This is a genomic window from Paenibacillus sp. ISL-20 (assembly GCF_018613005.1).
Lineage (GTDB): Bacteria > Bacillota > Bacilli > Paenibacillales > Paenibacillaceae > Paenibacillus_AQ.
This window is the reverse complement of sequence record NZ_JAGGRD010000038.1, coordinates 38,321-60,436: the sequence shown is the minus strand read 5'-3', so window position 1 is coordinate 60,436 and position 22,116 is coordinate 38,321. Positions and strand designations below refer to the sequence as shown.

The 22,116-nt window shown below is 50.4% G+C and carries 22 protein-coding genes and 1 riboswitch; of the genes, 3 read left to right on the top strand and 19 right to left on the bottom strand.

All coding sequences use genetic code 11. The annotated features are described in order from the left end of the window. Nucleotides 1-31: 31 nt before the first annotated feature. The 8 genes from J7E85_RS23035 to J7E85_RS23000 all read right to left on the bottom strand — a co-directional run bounded on the left by J7E85_RS23035 (nucleotide 32) and on the right by J7E85_RS23000 (nucleotide 10,381). The gene (locus tag J7E85_RS23035; RefSeq protein ID WP_215161898.1) at nucleotides 32-889 is read right to left on the bottom strand and encodes a protein phosphatase 2C domain-containing protein; all 858 of its coding nucleotides are present in this window, start codon (nucleotides 887-889) and stop codon (nucleotides 32-34) included. Nucleotides 890-955: 66 nt separating this feature from the next. Further along, a complete protein-coding gene (locus J7E85_RS23030; RefSeq protein WP_215161896.1) occupies nucleotides 956-2,212 on the bottom strand; it encodes an extracellular solute-binding protein in 1,257 nt (418 codons plus the stop codon). A gap of 77 nt (nucleotides 2,213-2,289) precedes the next feature. Beyond that, a complete protein-coding gene (locus J7E85_RS23025) occupies nucleotides 2,290-3,981 on the bottom strand; it encodes an ABC transporter permease (RefSeq protein ID WP_254778282.1) in 1,692 nt (563 codons plus the stop codon). After that, complete coding sequence (locus J7E85_RS23020) at nucleotides 3,965-5,071, bottom strand: ABC transporter ATP-binding protein (RefSeq protein WP_215161894.1); 1,107 nt, start codon at nucleotides 5,069-5,071, stop codon at nucleotides 3,965-3,967. Before J7E85_RS23020 ends, J7E85_RS23025 begins: the two co-directional genes overlap by 17 nt. A gap of 65 nt (nucleotides 5,072-5,136) precedes the next feature. Beyond that, on the bottom strand, nucleotides 5,137-6,201 hold the full coding sequence (locus J7E85_RS23015; RefSeq protein ID WP_215161892.1) for an ABC transporter substrate-binding protein: 1,065 nt from the start codon (nucleotides 6,199-6,201) through the stop codon (nucleotides 5,137-5,139). Between the two features lie 193 nt (nucleotides 6,202-6,394). Further along, nucleotides 6,395-7,630 (bottom strand): response regulator, encoded by a 1,236-nt coding sequence (locus J7E85_RS23010; RefSeq protein ID WP_215161890.1) that lies wholly within the window; start codon nucleotides 7,628-7,630, stop codon nucleotides 6,395-6,397. Next, on the bottom strand, nucleotides 7,623-9,422 hold the full coding sequence (locus J7E85_RS23005; protein ID WP_215161888.1) for a cache domain-containing sensor histidine kinase: 1,800 nt from the start codon (nucleotides 9,420-9,422) through the stop codon (nucleotides 7,623-7,625). Before J7E85_RS23005 ends, J7E85_RS23010 begins: the two co-directional genes overlap by 8 nt. Before the next feature lie 224 nt (nucleotides 9,423-9,646). Beyond that, a complete protein-coding gene (locus J7E85_RS23000) occupies nucleotides 9,647-10,381 on the bottom strand; it encodes a ThuA domain-containing protein (RefSeq protein WP_215161887.1) in 735 nt (244 codons plus the stop codon). 159 nt (nucleotides 10,382-10,540) lie between these two features. Between J7E85_RS23000 and J7E85_RS22995 the strand changes: the two genes are divergently transcribed. Then, nucleotides 10,541-11,419, top strand: a complete 879-nt coding sequence (locus J7E85_RS22995) for an AraC family transcriptional regulator (protein WP_215161941.1) — start codon at nucleotides 10,541-10,543, stop codon at nucleotides 11,417-11,419. A 496-nt stretch (nucleotides 11,420-11,915) separates the two neighbouring features. On the opposite strand, the gene rnhA is transcribed toward J7E85_RS22995, so the two are convergent. Both rnhA and J7E85_RS22985 read right to left on the bottom strand, forming a co-directional pair. Further along, nucleotides 11,916-12,578, bottom strand: a complete 663-nt coding sequence (gene rnhA, locus J7E85_RS22990; protein WP_215161885.1) for a ribonuclease H — start codon at nucleotides 12,576-12,578, stop codon at nucleotides 11,916-11,918. Between the two features lie 28 nt (nucleotides 12,579-12,606). Continuing rightward, nucleotides 12,607-12,831, bottom strand: a complete 225-nt coding sequence (locus J7E85_RS22985) for a hypothetical protein (protein WP_215161883.1) — start codon at nucleotides 12,829-12,831, stop codon at nucleotides 12,607-12,609. A 189-nt stretch (nucleotides 12,832-13,020) separates the two neighbouring features. Here J7E85_RS22985 and J7E85_RS22980 point away from each other — a divergent pair, with 189 nt between their 5' ends. After that, nucleotides 13,021-13,980, top strand: a complete 960-nt coding sequence (locus J7E85_RS22980; RefSeq protein WP_213647679.1) for a helix-turn-helix transcriptional regulator — start codon at nucleotides 13,021-13,023, stop codon at nucleotides 13,978-13,980. A 76-nt stretch (nucleotides 13,981-14,056) separates the two neighbouring features. Further along, a complete protein-coding gene (locus J7E85_RS22975; RefSeq protein ID WP_215161881.1) occupies nucleotides 14,057-14,578 on the top strand; it encodes a DinB family protein in 522 nt (173 codons plus the stop codon). 139 nt (nucleotides 14,579-14,717) lie between these two features. Here J7E85_RS22975 and J7E85_RS22970 read toward each other — a convergent pair whose 3' ends face one another. The 9 genes from J7E85_RS22970 to ehuB are packed head-to-tail and all read right to left on the bottom strand — an operon-like array spanning nucleotide 14,718 to nucleotide 21,434. Continuing rightward, a complete protein-coding gene (locus tag J7E85_RS22970; RefSeq protein ID WP_215161879.1) occupies nucleotides 14,718-15,254 on the bottom strand; it encodes a DUF2179 domain-containing protein in 537 nt (178 codons plus the stop codon). After that, the gene (thpD, locus tag J7E85_RS22965) at nucleotides 15,251-16,159 is read right to left on the bottom strand and encodes an ectoine hydroxylase (protein ID WP_215161877.1); all 909 of its coding nucleotides are present in this window, start codon (nucleotides 16,157-16,159) and stop codon (nucleotides 15,251-15,253) included. The genes J7E85_RS22970 and thpD overlap by 4 nt, the downstream gene beginning before the upstream one ends. Before the next feature lie 14 nt (nucleotides 16,160-16,173). Further along, nucleotides 16,174-16,566, bottom strand: a complete 393-nt coding sequence (locus J7E85_RS22960) for an ectoine synthase (protein WP_076325310.1) — start codon at nucleotides 16,564-16,566, stop codon at nucleotides 16,174-16,176. After that, entirely contained in the window at nucleotides 16,563-17,855 is a 1,293-nt protein-coding gene (gene ectB / locus J7E85_RS22955; protein WP_215161875.1) for a diaminobutyrate--2-oxoglutarate transaminase, read from the bottom strand. The genes J7E85_RS22960 and ectB overlap by 4 nt, the downstream gene beginning before the upstream one ends. Nucleotides 17,856-17,871: 16 nt before the next feature. Further along, nucleotides 17,872-18,384, bottom strand: a complete 513-nt coding sequence (gene ectA, locus J7E85_RS22950; protein ID WP_215161873.1) for a diaminobutyrate acetyltransferase — start codon at nucleotides 18,382-18,384, stop codon at nucleotides 17,872-17,874. 25 nt (nucleotides 18,385-18,409) lie between these two features. After that, on the bottom strand, nucleotides 18,410-19,267 hold the full coding sequence (ehuA, locus tag J7E85_RS22945; protein WP_251035972.1) for an ectoine/hydroxyectoine ABC transporter ATP-binding protein EhuA: 858 nt from the start codon (nucleotides 19,265-19,267) through the stop codon (nucleotides 18,410-18,412). Between the two features lie 13 nt (nucleotides 19,268-19,280). Further along, entirely contained in the window at nucleotides 19,281-19,943 is a 663-nt protein-coding gene (gene ehuD, locus J7E85_RS22940) for an ectoine/hydroxyectoine ABC transporter permease subunit EhuD (protein WP_215161867.1), read from the bottom strand. A 2-nt stretch (nucleotides 19,944-19,945) separates the two neighbouring features. Continuing rightward, entirely contained in the window at nucleotides 19,946-20,599 is a 654-nt protein-coding gene (gene ehuC, locus J7E85_RS22935; RefSeq protein ID WP_215161859.1) for an ectoine/hydroxyectoine ABC transporter permease subunit EhuC, read from the bottom strand. Between the two features lies 1 nt (nucleotide 20,600). Continuing rightward, a complete protein-coding gene (gene ehuB / locus J7E85_RS22930; protein WP_215161851.1) occupies nucleotides 20,601-21,434 on the bottom strand; it encodes an ectoine/hydroxyectoine ABC transporter substrate-binding protein EhuB in 834 nt (277 codons plus the stop codon). 369 nt (nucleotides 21,435-21,803) lie between these two features. Next, nucleotides 21,804-21,951: riboswitch (cyclic di-AMP (ydaO/yuaA leader) on the bottom strand. Nucleotides 21,952-22,116: the final 165 nt, after the last annotated feature.

The window sequence follows — 22,116 nt, the reverse complement described above, 5'->3', positions numbered from 1 at the left end:
GATAGCGAGTTGGAGCTGGCATGAACTAAGGTTACCCCAGTCTGATCAAAACCGCCGATTTATCGTCAGACAATTTAAATCGTGGATAGGTAATACATTCCGGATCGCTATGTTCCAACCCCACCAGCCAATCGGCATACTCTTTCAGTCCCCGAGACTTAATATTGCGGAACAAAATTTCCTCGGAGGTCCGTCTGCCCCCATTCACCAATTTTTCAGGATAATAGAGTCCGTCGGTATGCAGCAGCAGCTCCTCAAGCTGAATCCGGTTAATCTTGCCGTACTCAATAAAATCCTCCGCGTCCGAGCGTCCATTCAGGACGGAGTAGCCTCTGGCCGTATTCATTTTTTCTTTATTCTTGAGAATGCGGGGCTTCACCAACTCCCATAACTGATCCTTCGACTGGACTCCGGCCAGGACGGCCTGTTCCCAGATTAGCTTGGATTCATAATCAATATGCGCCACATGGTCCCGTGTCACCATGCGCACAGACCCGTCAGCATAGGCACCCATAATCATGCAGTCGCCTGATTGAGCATATTCGATATAATGGTCAGTAATCCGGATCACTGCAATTCCCGCCGTCCATAACTGATCCTTGGAATCGGTCGGTATATCGTGCGCCTGCATTTCCACTCCCAATATGCGATTGGCCTCACGGGTCAACTGCTCCAGATTACGCTTTTCTTCCGGTGAAATCTGCTCAAAGTATCGCTTTAACAACTGCGAGGCAATCCGTCCGCCAGTCTCCCCCTCTGAGCCTCGAAACGGCACCAACGAAGTGGCACCGTCTATAACGCCGTATATCTGCAGCTGATCGTTGATAATAAGCGCATCCTCGTTCCAGATACCGCTCCCCTGTATCGACAAATTTTGCACTTTCATCATGTTTTCATATCCCTCCCACGGAGCTCTCCCGCATATGATCTCGTTCTCCAATATCTGTATGACAGATCAGGGAAGAAGGGGCAGCAGATCGGCCGCCTTCTGCTCCAGATCCGGTCTACGCTCTATCTCCAAGGCTTTCAGTGTTTCATCGATTCGGTTCCAACGTCTGTAATCGTCAGACATTGGTGCAATCCCGTCATCATTCCCGACCAGCCGTAACAATATGTTATAACGGGTCCCCTCCGCTGTTTGCCGCGCCAGCGAGTCCAGGCTGTCTTGACGGACCGGCATATAGCCTGTCGCATCCAGCAAAGTGTCCTGTATATACGGGGAAGCGATGTGGTTAACAAGCTCCTGCGCCAGTTCTCTGTTGCCTCCCCCGGCAAGCACGGCGAAAGCGCTAAAGCCCGGCGAGACCCCTTGGTCCACTGCTCCCGGCAGAGGAACTACGCCATAATTGAACTTGCCTGCAATATACTTATCCATCCACTGCATATGTTGCGAGCTTGATACCAGAAGCAGAATCTGTCCGTCCATGAATTCACTCAGAGCCAGTCGGTGCTCCAGAGGAAACATCACACCGGAATCAAACACCAGCCTGTTCCATGCCCCGAGAAGTTCAAGCAGCCGCTCCCCCCTCTCCTCTTCTGCCGGATGGCCCCACATATTCAAAAAAACAAAGGCCAAATTCTCATCCACCGCCATTACCTGCTTCCACTTGATGGACGCATTGCGATGGTTCAGACCTCTCACCCAGCCTGAAATCTCTTCATTTAATTGCTCAAGATCCGCAAATTCCAGTTCTCTCTGAAAACTTGCGTTCCGAAGCTTGTCTTGATTATAGTAAAGTACCGGAATCGATGCACCGGCAGGCATCGCCCACAGCTTACCTTGAAACGTGAACGCATTGCGGGCTGAAGCCGTTAGGTCCGTTGTCTCACCTGGCAGTTTGATGGGCACGAGCGCCCCGTCTTCTGCCCATTCCGCCAGACCGTAGGCATTGTTCAATTCCGCAATTTGCGGAGCACGTCCTGCAGAGATGGCAGCTGACAATTCCGAATGCAGCGCCTCATACGATTGGAAGGTGCGCACATTCATCTCCACTTCATGATAACGAGCCTGCAAGGACTTAAGTATCGGTTCCCATTCACTGCTGTAAATCCAGCATTCCATTCGCTCGATTTCCTTGATCCTCTGCTCCGGCGGATGCCCGAGCCGCCGGAAATAAGTCGAGTAAACGACCAGACTTCCGGCAATAATCAGTACAAAGACAATCCAGATCAGCCCATTCTTGCTCCAAATCCGATTTTTCCGCTCCAGCATGCACCCCTCCTTTTTTTACATTATAAAAGGAAGCAATATTGAAGGAGAACTACCAAATCGAGCATCGCAAGCATAAGTTACAAGGACAACCCCTTGCTGCCTGACAACTTGTTCGCAATCAGCAGCGATATAAGCGTAGTCACCGTAAGAATAGAGGCAAGTGCGGCGCCGGTGCCGTAATTGGAGGTAAAAACCTCACTGTAGATCGTGACGGATATGGTCGCCGTTGCTCCATAATACAGAACAAGCGTGGAGCTTAATTCATTAATCGTTGTAATCCAGCTGAGGATGGCTCCGGATATAACGCCTGGCGCCATCAGCCGGCCCGTCGTTTTGAAGAAAGTTTTCATCGGCGGCACGCCAAGGCTGATCGAAGCCTCTTCCACGCTTCGGTCCAGCTGGTGAAGAACCGCCGTACTCGACCTGATCGTGTATGGGATTTTTCGTATCACGTAGGCAATGACAAGGATGATCCATGTTCCGGTCAGCACTATCGGCGGCTTGTTAAAGGCAATGATCAGACTTATACCAAGCACGGTGCCCGGCATGATATAGGGAATCATAATGATGCCGTCGATAAAAGCCGTGAATTTGGACCTTCGCCGCACGAGAATATAAGCGATGAGCATGCCCGCAATAACCATGACGATGATGGACAACACAGAGTAAGAGTACGTATTCATGATCGCTTTGGGCACACGGAAGAACACTTCTTTATAGCTGTCTAGACTGAATCCGCTATGGAACACCGGTCCCTTTTTCGCAAGGAAGGAGGTCACAAGCACGGTCAGCTGGGGCATAATGGATATACAGGCTGGAATAAATGCCAGCACGGTCAACAGAACCTTCGGCATCCGCTTCAGCTTCTTCACGGTCGGCGTTCGCATCCCGGTCATGGAATAATTTTTCCGGGATACAAAATACCGCTGACCAAACAAAACGGCCGTTGAGAAAAAGATCATGACCACACTCAGCGTGCTGGCCATTGCGGGATTACCGCCCATCTCACTGATAAATTGCTCGTAGGCCAGAATCGGCAGCACTTTATAGCCCTGCCCAAGCAGCATTGGCGTGCCGAAATCGGCAAATGAAGCCATAAATACCATCAGTGCCCCTGCCGACAGCGTAGGAAATATGAGCGGCAGCGTCACGGTTCGCAAACGATTCCATGCTGTCATTCCCAGACTCTCGGATGCTTCTTCCAACGAAGTATCGATCGTCTTGAGTGCACCGGATACATACAGGAAAATATGAGGGTAGAATTGCAGGGCAAATACAATGACAATCCCGTGCCAGCCGTAGATGGAAGGAATATCAATCCCCAACTCCCGGATGAACCTCGTAACAAAGCCGTTATTGCCCATCAATAAAATCCATGAATACGCTCCGATAAATGGCGGAGATAGCAGAGACATAATAACCATCATCTGCATCAAGCCTTTGCATTTGATGTCGTATCTTGTTGCGATGTAGGCTAGCGGGGTGCCGATCAGAATCGCCAGCACGGTTGCCAACGCGGATACAAGAAAGCTGTTCAGCAGAGCCTGATGGTAATACTTGAGCTGAAAGAAATCCAGGTAGTTCTGCAGGGTTATGCTCCCGTCCTTGCCGATAAAGCTGTTTAACAGCAGGGACACCAGCGGGTAAATAATGAACACCAGCATGAAGATATACACACATACGGTTACAAACGTCCAGAAATCCCATCTTCTGAGCAGCAGACGCTGTCCAACGGTCGGAGACCCGACGGGCTTAAGCTTCGCCTGCACGATAGATCACCTCCAGGCCAACGCTGTCATACATAACGGACCGTTGAAGCTGAAAATCCAGAAACAACCGTTGCTTCTCCTGAAACAGACTTAGGGTTTTGCCCGGATAATCATGTACATCGATAAAGGTCCCGTCCTCAAGCTTCATTAAGTAACTCACCTTATCGCCCAAGAAGCTGACAGCTTGAACGATTCCTTCAAAGGCAAAAGTGGGACTTGGTTCCGCGCTGATCTGCACCCGCTCGGGACGAATTGAAAAAATCACTTTGCCTGAATAAGATTGTTTGATTGGCAGCTGCGTCTCTTTGCCGAGCAATCGTATTGTTCCGATCCCGTCGTCACCGCCCGATTCAGACGTGCAGGTTCCTTCCAGAAAGTTGGAAGTACCGATAAAATTGGCCACGAACTGATTCCGGGGGTATTGATAGATGTCCCTCGGGGAAGCGATCTGCTGAATGACTCCCTCGCTCAGGACTGCGATCCGGTCCGAAACGGCGAGCGCCTCTTCCTGGTCATGCGTCACATAAATAGTGGTGATATTAAGCTCCTTTTGCAATTGACGGATATCGGTCCGCATTTTCACCCGGAGCTTGGCATCCAAATTGGACAGCGGCTCATCCATTAGCAGCAGTGCGGGACGGATGACAATTGCTCTTGCCAGAGCAATCCGTTGCTGCTGTCCCCCGCTCATGTTACCGGGTATCCTGTCTCGGAGATCGGCCAGCTCCACCATCTCCAGCGCTTCCATCACCCGGCTCTCGATGTCCCGTTTCGAAATTTTCCGGGCGCGAAGCCCGTAGGCCACATTGTCAAACACACTCAAATGGGGGAAGATCGCGTAATTCTGAAACACCATCCCGATATTGCGCTCATGGGTAGGCACGTCATTAATGACTCGGCTGCCAAAGTAGATATCCCCTTCCTCCTGTTTATAGAAGCCGGCAATCGTTCGGAGAAGAGTGGTTTTCCCACAGCCGCTCGGTCCCAGCAGGGTAAAAAACTCCCCTTCGTTTATTGAAAAATGCGCATCATTAACCGCCTTGTTCTCTCCAAAGTATTTTGTAACATGATCGAATACCACTTGACTCATGAATGCCTCCATATCCGAGAGGACGACTGCCCACGGATCAGCCAGCCATCCCCCACCTTTGTGCTCTATTCCTTGCCCATCATAATATCGTTGAATCTACTGATAACGGCTTCTTTGTTATCTGAAGCCCAGCTAAAGTCGTAATCAACCAGTTCGATGTCCGCAGTCTGAGGCAAGCCTTCCACCGGTTCTACATCATCTCGAACCGAGCGGCGCTTAAACTCCTTTTGCACCAGTTCCTGCACATCCTTGCTGACAATAAAATCAATAAACTGCTTCGCTTCATCCGGATTTTTGGTTCCTTTGATGATTGCAGCCCCATCAGGTACAGCCGAAGTGCCTTCGCTCGGATAAATAATGCCGATCTGCGAGCCGCCTTCCATGTACCGCAGCGCAGCATCCTCCAGTGTGATGCCGAGAGCAAACTCACCGTCAGGTACGGCGCGTTGGACCAGACTGGAGCCCGACAAAATTTTGCCGTCCATATTGGCCACAAGTTTCTTGACATACTCCCACCCCTGCTCATTGTCCTTACCAAAAGCCGTCAGCATGGTCACCAATTGCGTATAGGAGGAGCCCGACTTGCCTGGATCGGCAAATGCAATCTGCCCCTTCCACTTGGGATCCAGCAGATCCTCCCAAGATGCAGGCAGCTCATCCTCGGATACCAGCTCTTTGTTGTAAGTGATTACCATCGGGAGAGCGTTAAACGGTGTCCAATAGTTGGACGGATCCAGATAGCCCGGGAAAATATCCCCCTTCTCGTTTGTTTGATACGGCTCGAAATATTCGCTAAATGATGCCAAGGAATCGGCTCCTCCTGCCCAAAAAATATCCCCGAGCGGATTGCTTGCCTCAGCCTGCACCCGCTTCAGCAATTCCCCTGTACCGCCGGAGATCAGATCGACGGATATACCTGTCCGATCCTGAAACTCTTTGATAATCGGGTTGTTGATTTCGGCTGCATTCGGCGAATAAATGGTCAGCTTTCCCGTACCCGCACTGGAATTCGAATTGGAATTCGAGGAATCGGACTCCCCCTTGCCTTCGGTTGCAGGAGCGCCACAAGCTGTAATAACACCTAACAAAATGATCACACTAGCGATTGCGGTAAGCCATCTTTTCACCATTTTTTTGTATCCCCCTTATTTTTGTGTTATTTTCCCTTCCACGAATTTACTATACCTGTCAGGCTTCCACCTCTCAACGAGACAAAATTGCATAAATGTTTAATTTTTTGCTTAATTGCGTGAATGTAAGCGTTTAAAAGAGAAGACCTTTAGCTTTCAAAGGCCTTCTTCATCCAATTTTCTTACACAAATATTACATTCCATGTGATTCCAGCATTCTTTTACGATATTCCGTCGGCGTTTCTCCAGTATATTTACGAAAAATTTGACTGAAATAACGGGAATCCTGATACCCCACGGCAAGCGAAACCTCATAAATCCTCACATTCTCGTCCCCCAGCAATCTCTTTGCCTGCTCCATTCTTAACCGGGTTAAATATTCTATAAAGCTTACACCAAGCCGTTTGCGGAACAGACGGCTGAAATGCGCCTCGCTCAAGTGAAACCGGGCAGCCAGCTGTTGCAGGCTGATATCTTCGTTAAAATTATGCTGGACATACGCCTCCACTTGCCGGAACCCTTCGGCAAAATGCACGGCAGCATTATCCAGATGTTCGATGTCACCGTATACGGACACCCCGCTCTGTTTACTTGCTGCTCTATGCCTGACAACCTCTAACGCTTCCTGATATGCTCGGTCTAGCTGCTCAAGCCCCCCATATGAGAGACTTACCCCGACATAGACCAGTGCTTTGCCAAATTCGGTGACGGTTTCCTTCAACATGCCCACTGCCCCTTCTTCATCGGGAATAATGCACGCTCTTTGCAGTTCATCTATCATAATCAAGGGACCGTAAATGCGGGCATACAACCGTTCCTTTATATGCAGCCACCGCTCATGCCGCCGCTCCTCGCCTTCTTCCTCCATCTGTACCACGGCAACCCGTATCTTCTGTAAGCCGGCAGTCTCCTCCAGCCATTCCTTCAGCATCTCCAAGGAGGCCGTATCCGTGATTCCGAGCATGCTGTCATGAATCAGCTTCTGAACAACGAGTGATTCCCTGTCCCTTTTCCAACTCTGCAGCTGCTCCATCACGCTGGCATGCTGCCTCGTCCGGACAAGCTCCTTACATACCTTGTCAATTGCCTTTACCAACGTATCGGGATCTGTCGGCTTTAACACAAAATCGGAGGCTTTGAGTTTGATCGCCTGCTGGGCATAAACAAAGTCATCAAATCCGGTAAGAAAAATCACCTTCAGCTCTGGACAGAACTCCTGGGCGGACCATGCCAACTCAAGACCGTCCATGCCGGGCATTCGAATGTCAGAGATGAGAATATCCGGTTGAAACGCCTGAATTTGCTGCACAGCCTGTTCTCCGTCCGCCGCTTCACCGACCAGAACACAATTCAGTGCCTCCCAATTGATCGTCTGCTTCAATCCTTCGCGGATCATCCATTCATCATCGGCAATCAGAATTTTAAACATCGCTTACCGCCTCCCGTATAATCGGTATACTTAGACTGACCTTCGTCCCTTGACCCGGCAAGCTATCAATATGCAGAACGTAGGCATGTCCAAAATGCAGTTCCAGCCTCCGCAAGAGATTATGAAGTCCGATTCCGGTCGTGCTGGTCTCCTCACCGGAAACGTACTCTCCCCGCAGGATGCGCTGCAGTTTATCCGGAGCTATCCCGAGTCCGTTATCCTCCACCACGAACTGCACCCGCTCTCCCGCCAATCGGCCGGAGATAAGCAGACTACCCTGACCGGCTTTCATCTCGAGTCCATGGTTGATCGCATTCTCCACCAGCGGCTGAATTAGCAATTTGGGGATGCATAAATCCAGAATGCCTTCATCGATCTCCACCGAAATCGTAATTTTATCCCGATAACGAATTTCTTGGATTGTCAGATAATTGCGAATTTGCTGCATATCCTCACGAATGGGGATAACGGTATTTCCTCGCCGGATGCTGAAGCGCAGCAGGCTGCCCAGCGAAACCGCGATGCTGCTGATCACCTCGATCCTGTGAATCCGAGCCATCCAATTAATGGAATCCAGCGCATTGTACAAAAAATGGGGGGTGAACTGGGCATGAATCGCTTTGATCTCCGCCTCCTGCACCTTTAGCTGCTTCTCGTACACCTGGTTAATCAATTCCTTGATCCTCTGAAGCATCCGGTTAAAGCTTCCGCCCAGATGACCAACCTCATCCCGGTACTTCGAATCGAAGGCGACCTCAAGGTCTCCCTTCTCAACCTGCCTCATTAGTCGACGCAGCTTGTGGAGCGGTCGGGTAATGTAATCGGACAGCAAGAAGGCCGTGCAGTAAGAGATCAACACTCCGAATATGACAATGAATATCGTGAAATTGCGAATGCTGGCGCTCTCACCGGTTAAAGCGCTTACAGGAACCACATTGATCAATTTAAAACCATGAGTATCGGATGTATCATAAATGACCATATGTTCAATATCCTGTTCCTTTATTCGGAAGAATCCCTTTCTTTCTTGCAGAATGGTGGAAAGGTAAGGTTTCTCGAGGCGCGTGCCGACCTCCAGTTTGGAGAGATGGCTGGAAATGATATATCCTTTGTCATCCAAAAGATACACTTCTCCCCCGTCATACCGGTAAGCCCTTTCATATTTATCCGCGAGGGCAGGCTCCATAATGTCCACGATGAAATACCCCAGCGGTTTGCCGGTATCAATCTGCTTAAGCAATCGGCCAGAGCTGAGGACCGTCCCGTAATCCTCGAATTTTTTCAAGGAATAATGGCTATCCCAGACCACATCGCCACCTGCCAGCCTTGCTTTACGAAAAAGCCCCCAATCCGCGTTATAACGTAGATAGGAGCTTGGTATGAATTTTCCCGTAAAGTAACGGTCTCCGTTCTCTCCGAGCACATACAGCTGGATATCCCATGATTTAAAACCGAGGAAGCTGTTCAAAATGGCAGCGACCGTCTGCTGGTCGCGGTATTTCTCTTCCACGCTTCGAGCAGCCGGCTTGGACAGAATCTCCTGAATGTCTTTGTTGCTGTACAGATACATGGACAGCTGTTCTATATCTTCGACGAAGTAATTAAGGCTGTAGTTGATTTGAGATAGGTTTTCCAGAATGATTTCATTGGCTTTGGTCTGGATTTCACTAGAGGCTTTACGAATGGAGAAAATACCTAACACTGCGAGAGGGATGACCGCAATCAGAAGAAACAGCAGCATCAGCTTAGTCTTTAGTTCCATGGCATGCAAACGATCCATCCAATAGTTCATGACTGGCTCACCCATTTTCACTCGAATTTCAGATTAATATAGCATAAAATGTCGGATGCACCAATCCTCTGGCACCTATATACTGAACGGATAAGCTCTATGCCTTCAGCCAATAAAAATACACCCCTAAGAATTTCATCGGTTAAACCCAAGGTTTAATCCAATCTCCATTCCAAGGGGTGTACTTCAACCCTCATACGGATGTCGTCTAGCGAGGCAAAACTTTAGATCAATGCTTTGTACTCCAGCGGAGATACCCGGCCATAAGAAGCTTTTGCCCCTTGGATGGGTGCCGCCCAGGCAACGGCATTGGTAATTACCTGCTGAATTTCAGGTTGGTGGTAGGTCGGGAATGCTTCATGACCCGGTCTAAAATAGAACAGCTTGCCGCGTCCGCGCTTGTAACAGCAGCCACTGCGGAATACCTCGCCACCTTCGAACCAAGAGACAAACACCAGTTCATCCGGTGCCGGGATCTCAAAACGCTCACCGTACATTTCCTCCTGCGGAACCTCGATATATTCTCCAAGTCCGCTAACGATCGGATGGCTGGGATCGATGACCCACAACCGCTCCTTCTCACCGTCATCGCGCCATTTCAGTGCGCCTGTATTCGTGCCGAGAAGGCGCTGAAAAATCTTCGAGCCGTGACCGGAATGCAGAACGATAATCCCCATGCCGTCCAGTACGCGCTGACGCACTTTTTCCACGATATCATCCCGCACTTCGCCGTGAGCCACATGCCCCCACCAGATCAGAACATCCGTTGAAGCGAGCACCTCATCGGTCAAGCCGTGTTCCGGATCATCCAGTACGGCGGTGCGTACGACGAACTGTGCATCCTTTCCCAGAAAATCGGCAATTGTACGGTGGATGCCTTCAGGGTAAATCTTAGCGATCTGTTCATTATGTCTCTCGTGCCGGTATTCATTCCATACCGTTACATTGATATTAGCCAAGGGTAATGGCCTCCTTTAATATTGAAATAAAGCGACCTCTTATACATTCATCCCAAGTATAGGCTGTGTTACAATGAACGGGAATGTGTGAAAGTTACTCTTTTTGTACAAAAGCGACTTCGCGTTTTTTTGGGAGAGAGGGTGGAATTCGTGCTATCGATGAACGCTGACTATGTGCCAAGGATCAAACTGATGGGATTTGTCTCCTACAAGAACCCCTGGATTCATTTCAAGCGGAACACACACGAGTATATTCTGTATTTCGTGAAGAACGGCGAGCTTCATATGCGGGAGAACGGCGTTTCCCATGTGCTCAAGAAAGGCGACTTACTGGTCCTTGAACCGCATCTGGACCACGAGGGAACACAGAAACATCCCTGCGACTACTACTATATTCATTTTGAACACCCCGATATTCATCATGCGCCCGAGCGGCCCTTGTCATTGCTAGCCAAGCAATGGATCATGGGGGAGAACCAAACGGCAGGCAAAGATGACAGCAGGCAGCTATATTTCCCCAAGACCTGCACGCTAACCCAGAAAAAAAGCCTTCATCACATGTACCATGCCCTCGGCGAAATGCTGCAGCTGTACAGACGGAAGCATTTTAACCGCAGTTTGACTGCGCTCAAATTCATGGAAATGCTGATCGAGCTGTCCCGTGAGAGTCTGTTCGATGAGCTGGAGAAGAACAGCCCGCACACCAAGTCCTATATGAAGGTGCATGCGCTGCTCGAGTACATCCATGAACATTACGCCGAGAAAATCATCAGCTCGGAGATCGAACAGCGCTTCGAATGCAATTATGATTACATCAATCGGGTGTTCGCCAAGCTTACCGGCCATACGATCATGCGCTATGTGAATCAGGTTCGAATCCATCATGCCAAGGAGTTAATCGAGGCCACCCACCTCAGCTTTGGGGAGATTGGGTATCTGACCGGCCTGGAGGATCCGTTCTATTTCAGCAAGGTGTTCAAAAAATATGTCGGTATGTCCCCCAATCAATACTATAAGCAGGTCCGCGAGAAGGAATAAGTGAAGTGTACTCGTGGCTAAGCTCCCGGTATAAAGGTTGTGGATAGATCCACTGCAAGCGTAACGGCTAACCTCCGGTTTTGGGGATAACCGGTCTCCTCCCACCAGTTAATAGGGAGTTATGCTTGCACTTCTCCACATTTGTTCACAAACGCTGGATAACTACCATGAAATATATAATCGAAATTCGATTTGTGCAGAACGAACATGGATAATGTTTATAACTCTGTGTATAACGAAGCCATTCATAATGTTATACACAGTCCTTCCGGTGTGAAGTAAGTCCTTAGTTTGAATTATCCACATGTGTTGATTTGGATTTTTTTGCACTTGAATCCTAGAGTCAATGGCATATCAAAAAAGCGAAGACAAGGAAGCCTCCTCCCTGTCTTCGCTTTTTAATAGTAATGTGCCAAGTCCAGCCGCGATAAAGACGTCGATATCTAAAAACTACGGCTTTGTACAACTTCGAACGTTTCCCTTCTGTGATCCCTCTTTATTTCCGCCCGTAATCGGCCTTTATCTCTCCCCAGCTCTTCGTCTGCCATTTCAGCACCTTGTTCTCATATGTATTGGTTCGAAGCCAGTGCTCGGCCCGGTCCACCAGATCCCAGATCTCTTGGGTTGACGCGTCGCGCGGAAGCGTGGTGGCCACCTTCTTCTGCTTCAGCCATTTGAGTGCATTCATGGAATCGCTGTACACCGTTTTGGTGCTGCCAATTTTCTTCAGGTAAGCCAGTGCGTGGACGATGGCCAGAAACTCGCCGAGATTGTTCGTTCCCTTCGAAATCGGTCCGCACGAGAACAGAATATCTCCCGTTTGCGTATCCACGCCTTTGTACTCAACGGGTCCAGGGTTTCCCCGCGTCCCCACATCTACAGAGATGCTGTCATAATCGATCTCGCCCGGTTCTTCGGCGGCAGATGCGCTGCTTCGCTTATAGCTCTTGGAGCCTGAGCTGCCCGACTTGCTTCCGGACTGCTGCCCCCAGTAATTTTTATAGCCTGCCGCATAAGCCTGTTCCGCTTCACTTCGGGATTCAAACGCCTTGAACTTCGCACCTGTAAACTGATTGACCTGCTGTTGGCATTCGCCCCAGCTTGTATAAATTCCGGGTACTTTACCTACCCAGACTACATAATATTTTTGCTTCGCCATCATAAACCTCCATCCTGAACTAACCTCTCTAGCGTACTATATCATATCCTCCGAAACCAACAAAAAAAGCGCCATCGTCTCCGATCCGCTTTCTGTGCTTGATCTTATTCAATTGTTCCTGTTTCGTCGGCTTCACTCTCACATGCTGTGATAGCGCACTGTAATCTTCGTTGGTCTTTCTCATCGAGACGGCTGACCATGTTCCGGCACGTTCCGCTTTGCGGAGCGATTTTTGCGTTTTGGTACGGGCCATGAGGCTCACACTCCTTGTATTATGGGATTCCCTATATTGTACGGCAAAATGGGTGGGAATGGAACAACAGCCGGTCAGGTTCCGGCCACTCCGAACGAACTATCGACTGCAGTATATTCATAAAACCTATGATATAATACGGAATCATTGGAGAATAGATCCCAAACAGACAGGAGGAGTTGAACCGATATGAAACTCGAGCGGCTCATATCCATGATTTACATGCTGCTGAACAACGAGATCCTGTCCGCGTCTGCCCTGGCAGAGAAATATAACGTGTCCCAGAGAACCATATACCGCGACATCGATGCGATCTGCGCAGCCGGCATTCCGGTTGTATCGTATCAGGGGGTGAACGGCGGGTATGGCATTATGGAGCAATACAAGATGGACAAAAGCTTGCTCGGCTCCTACGATGTCAGCGCCCTGATCACCATCCTGCACAGCATGTCAACGGTGTTTGAGGATGAACGGGCCATGGATACCATTCAGCGTCTGCAAACGATAGACCGTTCCGGCAACTCCGCATCGCAGGGATTGTCCATGGATATCGGGAGCTGGCGCTCTTACAACGAAAGCCTCCGTCTCCTTCGCCGCGCCATTACCGACAAGCATGTGATCTCCTTTCAATACATAAGCGCCAAGAATGAACGCATTCACCGTAAAGTCGAGCCCTTACGACTCATGTATAAATTCGGATCCTGGTATTTGTACGGCTTCTGCAGAACCAGGGCCGATTACCGCGAATTCCGGATTTCGAGAATGTCGGAGCTGTCCCCATCCGCCGAGCCCTTTCAGCACCAGCATTCAGAGGAGCACACGCACGGGCCCCATCTTCAAGAGCAGAATCCATACCACCGAGGGGAGCAGCATACCTGGGAGCCTTCACCCGATGCGATAGAAGTCATCCTTCACGTATCCCCCCGGGCCTTGGCCAAAGCGATGGATCGTTTCTATGATGTGCAGCGGGAATTTCATGAGGACGGATCGCTCCGTCTCACGTTCAAGGTTGAACATCCAGATTCGTGGTGGTTCTGGTCTACCCTGCTGAGCTTTGGCGAGGATATCGAGATCATTGAGCCGGCGGACTTAAGGATGCGCATGCAATCCAAATTAGAAACCATGCTGCAGGTTTACGCAAAAGTATGACAGTCCGCTGTCATACTTTTTTATTTACAATGTTCCCAAGAAAGCAAAAACGAAGAAGCCAAAGGGGACGATCACGATGAACTATCCTGTCAAAATGTATGAGTACCATGTATGGGCCAACCAAGCGATATTCAACCGTCTGCTGGAGCTGCCGGGCGAATTGTACAATCGGAAAATAACGAGCATTTTCCCAACTGTATCCGAAGCGTTGATTCACATCTACACGGCGGATCTCGGGTGGATGAACATTTTGTCCGGAATGGACATGAACCACGCTTTAGCAGAGGCCTTCCAGCTTCGGGACGAGCTTGAGGCCATTTCAGTGGAGGACCTAAACCTCCGGTTTATCGAACTGTCAGAGCGATTTACGGCTTTTCTCAGTCAAAACCCTGACCTGGAACGGATCATCCGATTGGATAATCCTTATGCCGGGATCCGGGATACCCGTCTGTCCGAGATTATGCTTCATGTCGTGAACCACGGCACGTACCATCGTGGAAATATTGCCGCCATGATGCGCCAGCTCGGAAGCTCCTCCGCGATGACCGACTACGCCTTTTTTTGGTACCAGAATGAGCAGGAGTTGATTCTTACCTGAATGACTCGAAGTATAGCGGCAATCGCCCCTCGCCCCTGATCCAGAAATTCCATGCCGGGTATTAGGCCGGCAAATACTGCATCCCAAAAAACCTGCTTCAGAATCGGGTTCCAAAGCAGGCTTTCCTATTAAATGTGTTCTACAATTTCAGTTTGCGTCCTTCCGTCAATCGTACCCAGAAGCCGCCTTTGAAACTCTTTGGTTCATGGGAGATAATGAACGCCTGCGGCGACATTTTGGATAGTGACTCCATCAACCGCCGCTCGTTCTTCCGTTTCACGAGCACTTGAAGCACGAGCCGTTTGCCATCCTTGCCGTCCGCTTCCCAGGCGGTCACGCCATATCCCTTCTCCCGCAGGCTCATCGCCAGGTTCGTCTCAACGGAATTGACAATGACCTGTACCACGATGTACCCGAGGGCCAGATATTCCTCAATCCGGCTGCCGGCATACACACCAAGGCCAAAGCCGAGGCAATAGGCCGCCATATTAAAGGGATTGTCCAGATTTTGCAGGACGAGATTGAGGCCGAGCAGGTAAACGAATACCTCCAGCATGGCCAGAAGGGAGGCAATCCCCCTTCTGCCTTTGATCATCAGAATCAGCCGCAGCGAAAAGATCGAGACATAGACTACGTTGATGCCGATGATGGAACCGATAAGTGTCAGCGAGATCATAGAGAATCACGGGTGGCGATATACTCCGGTCTTGGCTTCTGGCCCGAATACGGCTGCTTGACCTTGTTCTCCACGCTGTTATAAACCATGAAAATATTGCTGCGCGGCATCGGCGTAATGTTACTGTTGGAACCGTGCATAATGTTGCAGTCAAAAATCACGATTGAGCCCGCTTTGCCAACCGGCGTGTCGATACCGTCTTTCTTCACCATGCGTGTCAGGCTGTCATGATCCGGAACACCGTATTCCTGCTTGCGCAGGGAATCCTTGAAGTGATCCTCCGGCGTTTGGCCGATGCAGGCCACGAATTCCTTATGCGAGCCAGGCACAACCATAAGCGGTCCGTTATAAGGATAGTTATCCTCCAGGGCAATGGAGCAGCTCAAGGCTCTCATGCGCGGCATGCCATCCTCTACATGCCACGTTTCGAAATCGGAGTGCCAATAGAACTCTTTGCCCGTGAAGCCCGGCTTGTAATTAATTCGGGATTGATGGATATACGTCTCGCCTCCCAAGAGGTATTCCATAATCGCCAGGAGTCTCGGATGCTGGGACAGCTTCTTGAACACTTCATGGCTCTCATGCACCGCGAATACCGACCGAACTTCGTTCCCGCCCGGCTCCCGGATCACTTCATCCTTGTCCGCTTCTCTTGCCGTTACCTGCAAACTGCGGGCTTCCGCCTGATATTTCGACAGCTCCTCTCGACCAAAGAAGTCTTCCAGAAATAAATATCCGTTGCGCTCATAGAAGTCGGATTGCTCCTGCGTTAACGCAGCATCCGGACTCCATTCGGAATGAACGACAGGATCCTGTCTCTTTAGGATTCGGGGCTCCGCATGCACTCTTGAAGGATAAACGTCCAGTTCTTTTTCCTGAAGGGCCGACACATGATTATTACTCATCGCATATCATCTCCTTAGTCTGAAATTGGGGCGAGCAGCGGGTAGGTTCCTTCCTCATCGTGAACTTCAGCACCGGTAAGCGGCGGATTGAATACACAGACCATCCGCATCTGCGAACGGGCTCTCAAATAATGCTTCTCATGACCGTCCAGTGCATACATCATCCCAGGGGATATCGGGTAGGTTTCACCCCCGATAACCTCGATTTCCCCCTCCCCTTCGATGCAGTACACAGCTTCGACGTGGTTTTTGTACCAGATCAGCGTCTCCGTTCCGGCCTTGATGAGCGTATCATTGAGAGAGAAACCCATGCCGTCCTTGGTGAGCAGCAGCCTTCTCGAATTCCATGTCTTGGTATCGATATCGTCCTTGGTATCTACGATCTCTTCCAAATGTTTAACAATCATGACAACCTCTCCTCTGCAGCTAATTGTTTCATACTGTTCTCAAATATCCCCAATCCCTGTGTCAGTGTGTTCATTTCAATCGTCAGCGGCGGCATCAGCTTTGCCACTTCGCTGTGCGGACCCGACGTTTCCATGATCAATCCTTGCTCGAAGGCGATCTCGGACAGCCTGCCTGCGAGCTCCGGCTTAGCAAAAGCAACCCCCTGAATCATGCCTCTGCCGCGAATTTCGCCGACGAGCTGGGGGTAATCCTTCACAACACCTTCCAATGATTGGCGAATCCGATTCTCCCTAATGCCGATATCGAGCTGAAAATCTTTCGTTTTCCAATAATTCAGCGCTTCGGCCGCGGCAACGAATCCGAGATTATTGCCCCGGAAGGTGCCGTTATGCTCCCCCGGCTCCCATATATCGATCTCCGGCTTGATCAGCGTAATCGCCATCGGCAAGCCAAAGCCGCCAATCGATTTCGAGAGACATACGATATCCGGCTCAATGTCGGCATCATCAAAACTAAAGAACGGCCCGGTTCTGCCGCAGCCCATCTGGATATCATCCAAAATAAGCAGCATCCCCTTATCCTTGCAGATGCGCGTCAGCTTCTGCAGCCATTCCCAGCTGGCGGCGTTCAATCCACCTTCCCCCTGCACCGCCTCGACGATAACCGCAGCCGGAAGCGGAATGCCGCTTCCCGGATCATCCAGAAGCTTCTCCATATATGCCATCGTATCCACGTCGTCGCCAAAGTAACCGTCATAAGGCATAAATACCGAATGGCTCAGATCCACGCCGGCGCCTTGGCGTTTGAAGGCATTGCCGGTAACCGCCAGCGATCCCAGCGACATGCCATGAAAGGCATTCGTGAAGCACAGAACGGTGCTGCGCCCCGTCACTTTGCGGGCGATTTTGAGCGCTGCCTCTACGGCATTCGTTCCGGTCGGACCGGGAAACATCACCTTATGATCCCACCCGCGCGGCTGCAGAATGACCTCCTGAAATCGGGTCAGAAACGTTTCCTTTGCATCCGTAGCCATATCCAGACTATGCGTGACGCCGTCCTTCAGAATGTAGTCGACCAGTTTCTCGCGAATCTTCTCATTGTTATGTCCATAATTTAAAGCGCCGGCTCCCGCAAAAAAATCAATGTATTCATTGCCCTGCGTATCCCACAGCTTCGCATTCCGGGCCTTGTCAAAAACGGTCTGAAAGCTCCGGCAATAACTTCTTACTTCCGATTCCAGCTTGTTAAACACAGTAAGCTTTGGTTTCTCCATGACTTGGTTGTCCATAGTTCCCTCCATTTGTTTAAATGTCATTGAAAAAGGGGCCAATCACGAATAACGGCTCATCTTCATGAGATGTCCCATCGGGGAACATCTCTGCTCCATAACCTACGGTTACGGTGCTGGGAATGGATTTCTCCTCGGCATATCCGAGAAACAAACGACGGGACGCCATGTTGCTCGGCGATACCGTAGCTTCAATATAACGAACACCATGGCATGCCTTCTGATTCATGAGACCTGTCAGCATCGCCTTGGCAATGCCTTGCCTCCGATGCGAATTAGCAACGGCCACTTGCCATACGAACAGCGTCTCCGGATTACGAGGAGAACGGAAGGCAGAAATAAAACCGATGATATCTCCTTCATGCTCGGCGATCATGCAGGTATCATGGAAGTAATCTCCAAGCAGCATGTAGCAGTAAGGGGAGTTCAGATCAAGCGATCCGGTGTCGCGTATCAGCTCCCACACCCGGGTGCCATCCCGTGCTTCCGGTCTTCGGTAAACAATTTCGGTTTCGGTATCCACAGCCATTCTATACAATCACCTCTTTCCAGAACTAATTTCCGTTGGAACGGAATCGTTGCAGGAAGCTCTGCAGCCGCTCGCTCTGGGGATTATCGAATATCTCCTCCGGCGGGCCCTGCTCAACGATCCTTCCGTCGGCCCCGAAGATGACCCGGTCCGCAATTTCCTTCGCAAAATCCATCTCATGTGTAATTAGCATCATAGCCATTTCGCCTTCATCCGCGATTTCCCGAATGACCTCCAGCACCTCGCCGACCAGCTCCGGATCAAGAGCCGAGGTAACCTCGTCAAACACCATCACCTTCGGCCGCATGACCAGCGCTCTGGCAATGGCAACCCGCTGCTTCTGACCCCCGGACAGATTGGACGGATACATCTTCAGCTTGTCGGCCAAACCGACCTTGCCCAGCATGGAGACGGCCCGCTCCTCCGCCTCCTCCTTGGATAAACCCAGCACCTTGCGCGGGGCCTCCGTCACATTGCGAAGCACATTCATGTGCGGGAACAGATTAAAATGCTGGAAGATCATGCCGACGTTGCAGCGCATACGGTGCAAATGCTTTTCGCTGGCCCGAACCAGCTTCCCTTTCTCTTCCATATGCCAGAGCAGCTCGCCATCGACCTCGATGGTTCCTTCGGTGGGTTCTTCCAGCGTCATCAGCATCCGGCCCATCGTCGTTTTGCCCGATCCGCTCGGACCGATCACAGCCACCTTTTCTCCCGGCTGTATCTCCAGATCGATGCCCTTAAGCACCTGGAGATCACCAAACGACTTGGTCACGCCCGTATATTTCACAATCGGCTTGGTACCCGTAGCGGCAGCGAGATTGTTCTCCTGCTGCGGCACCTTCGACGCTTCCGCTTGCTCATCGATCACAACGGCATTCAATAGACTCCCTCCTTTATTTTCCACGCTGCAGATTCAAACGTTTTTCCAGCCTTTGCACAAGCAAAGATGCGATATAACTGATGATCAGGAACAGAATCCCGACCAGCGTATACGGCTCAAATGCACGGAACGACTGCGACACGATATTTTTGGCCGTCAGCATCATCTCCACCAGCGTGATGGCGCATAGAATCGGCGTTTCTTTAAACATGACAATTAAATAATTGCCCAGTACCGGTATGATCGGCGGCACCGCTTGTGGCAGGATAATACTTCGCCAGGTTTGGGCTTTCGTGTAATTCAGTGCTGTGGCAGCCTCCCATTGCCCCTTCGGCACTCCCTCGATTCCGGAACGATACACCTCGGACAGATAGGTGCTGTAATGCAGCCCGAGACCGATGACCCCGGCATAGAAGGCTGGAATGGAAATTCCCGTTAGGAGCGGCAGACTGTAATACAGGAAGAAGACCTGAACCAGCAGCGGTGTATTCCGAATAAATTCAATTATTCCTTTGGTTATAAGCGACAACAGCTTAAATCGGCTCCGCGTCGCGAAGGCAAGCAGCAATCCGATGATTAATGCCACCACGAAAGCGCAGATCGTCACCCATACCGTCATCTTTAACGCACTCAAGAGCTGCGGCAGGATATCCCACACATAGTTCCAGTCCCACATGACTATAACCTCCCCGCTGTCCATTTACGCTCCAGCAGTCGAACTGCCAGCGAGACGACCGTAGCAATGACAAAATACATGAGGAGCAGCAGTACCAGAATCTCGGTCGTCCAGGAGATGTAATTGTTGCGAAGCACCATCGCCTGATACGTCAAATCCGCCATGGTGATGAAATAAACCAATGAGGTGGATTTGATGAGTTCCACAAGCTGATTCCCGAAAGGGGGAAGCATTCGTAAGGAAGCTTGAGGCAATATAACATTCCACAGCCTTTGCCAAGGCTTCAGATTAAGCGCTAAAGCGGCTTCCCACTGTCCTTTCGGAACGGCCAGCACGGCGCTTCGGACGATCTCCGAGCCGTATGCGCCGAAGTTTAGCCCGATCGCGAGGATGGCCGCCAACATTTTTGGAAGCTCGATGCCGATGAACGGAAGAGCGAAATACAACCAAAACAGCTGCACCAGCAAGGAGGTTCCCCGAAAGACTTCCACGTACACGGCTGTCAATGTGCGAATGATCCACAGCTTCGACAGTCGGCATAACCCGGCTGCAAAGGACATCACGACCGCAAGGATGGCTGAAAAGAAAGCAACCACAATCGTGATCTCCGCCCCTTCTAGCAGCGTAGGGAGAAAATCAATCCACGAATTCGGCATGCTATTCCCCGCAAAGCGCAGCAGCCGTCATTTCACCCGGAAGCTCTTCTTCTGTGAATCCGAACTTCTGCAGAATGTCCAGCAGCTCGCCCGATTCCTTCATTTTTTGCAGCTCTGCATTATAAGCCTCCTGGAACTCGGTATCCGCTTGGCGGAACGTTGTAGCTCCATAACCCCGAACGCTTTCTCCATCGATGACCGGCTGCTCGAAATCAGTTACACGTTCGATGTTGTCATCACTAGCCGAATCCAGCATCGCCTGCAGAGAGGGGCCCGTCATGGTAATCGCCTGTACCCGGTCTGCCTGCAGAGCGCTAATAGCCGAGGCCTGATCGGGGACCTGTATGATCCGGTCCGAAGGAATACCGGACTTCTCCATATAGCCGATTTCAACCGCGCCTGTCATGACGGCGACCTTAGCCTGGTCATGATTAGCAATATCCTCATAACTTCCGAGTCCCATCGGATTCCCTTGCTTCACCGCAATGGCTTCCCCGATGCTGTACTCCGGATTGGCAAACAATACGGCAGAGCAGCGGTCCGGATTAATAAACATGCCTGCGGTGATTAGATCAAACCGCTCGGCCTGCAGTCCGGCAACCAGTGAACCGAATTCCGTAAGCTCTCCCCTCATTTCCTTGATGCCAAGCCGCTCCAGAATAACCCGGGCAATCTCAACGGCTTCTCCCGTCAGCTCCCCGTTGGCCTCTTTATAGGCATAAGGCTTCTCATTCGCAAAACCCACGGTGATATACCCCTGCTCCATGGCGCGATCCAGCGTACTCCCTTTGTCGCCGCAAGCCGCAAGCAATACCACCATAATCACTGACAACATCAGTACAACCACTCTCTTCAAAACCTTCCACAACCTTTCGTTATGACTTTGCAATTCTTACAAAATGGCATGATGAAATTACCTTTGTTAACACATATGTTAACTTGGATATAAGAACACTCAGACACCTTGCACGGGTCGGGGCTTCAGGGAAGATGATTCATCCATCTTCTTGCACGCTTAAACCCAATGCGATCTGACCGATTCAATTGGTTAAACATTTGCTGGCCTTGCCCCTCCTCTTTAACAGAATACAAAAAGACCACCAAACAGGGGATTTAGACATAGCTCCGCCAGCAGGGGGTCAAAAAATAAAGAAGAGGCCCCTAAGAGAATCAAGGGCCTTTGTTATGAACATCCATTATGTATAAAAGACCCATCCACTGCTGACGAGGTTAGCTGACGGACTCGGGTAAGATGGTACCCTACACTCGTGATTCCAAGTGACTCGCCCCTGGTGAAACTGGTTCCCCCGCTTTCCGGAAAATGTATGCCGGAAACTAAGCGTGTGTCCATGATAAAGGGAAGTTCAGGAAAAGTCAAACCCCTTTAACCGCTTTTTTTGGAAATTCAGACGCAGAAATGCCATTCTTCCAGGGTGTATGACAAGCTAGAAAAATGCCTCATTCAAGCCTGTCCACTTACCACATAGAAATTTTATTCCATGCTCATTTTCCGCAAT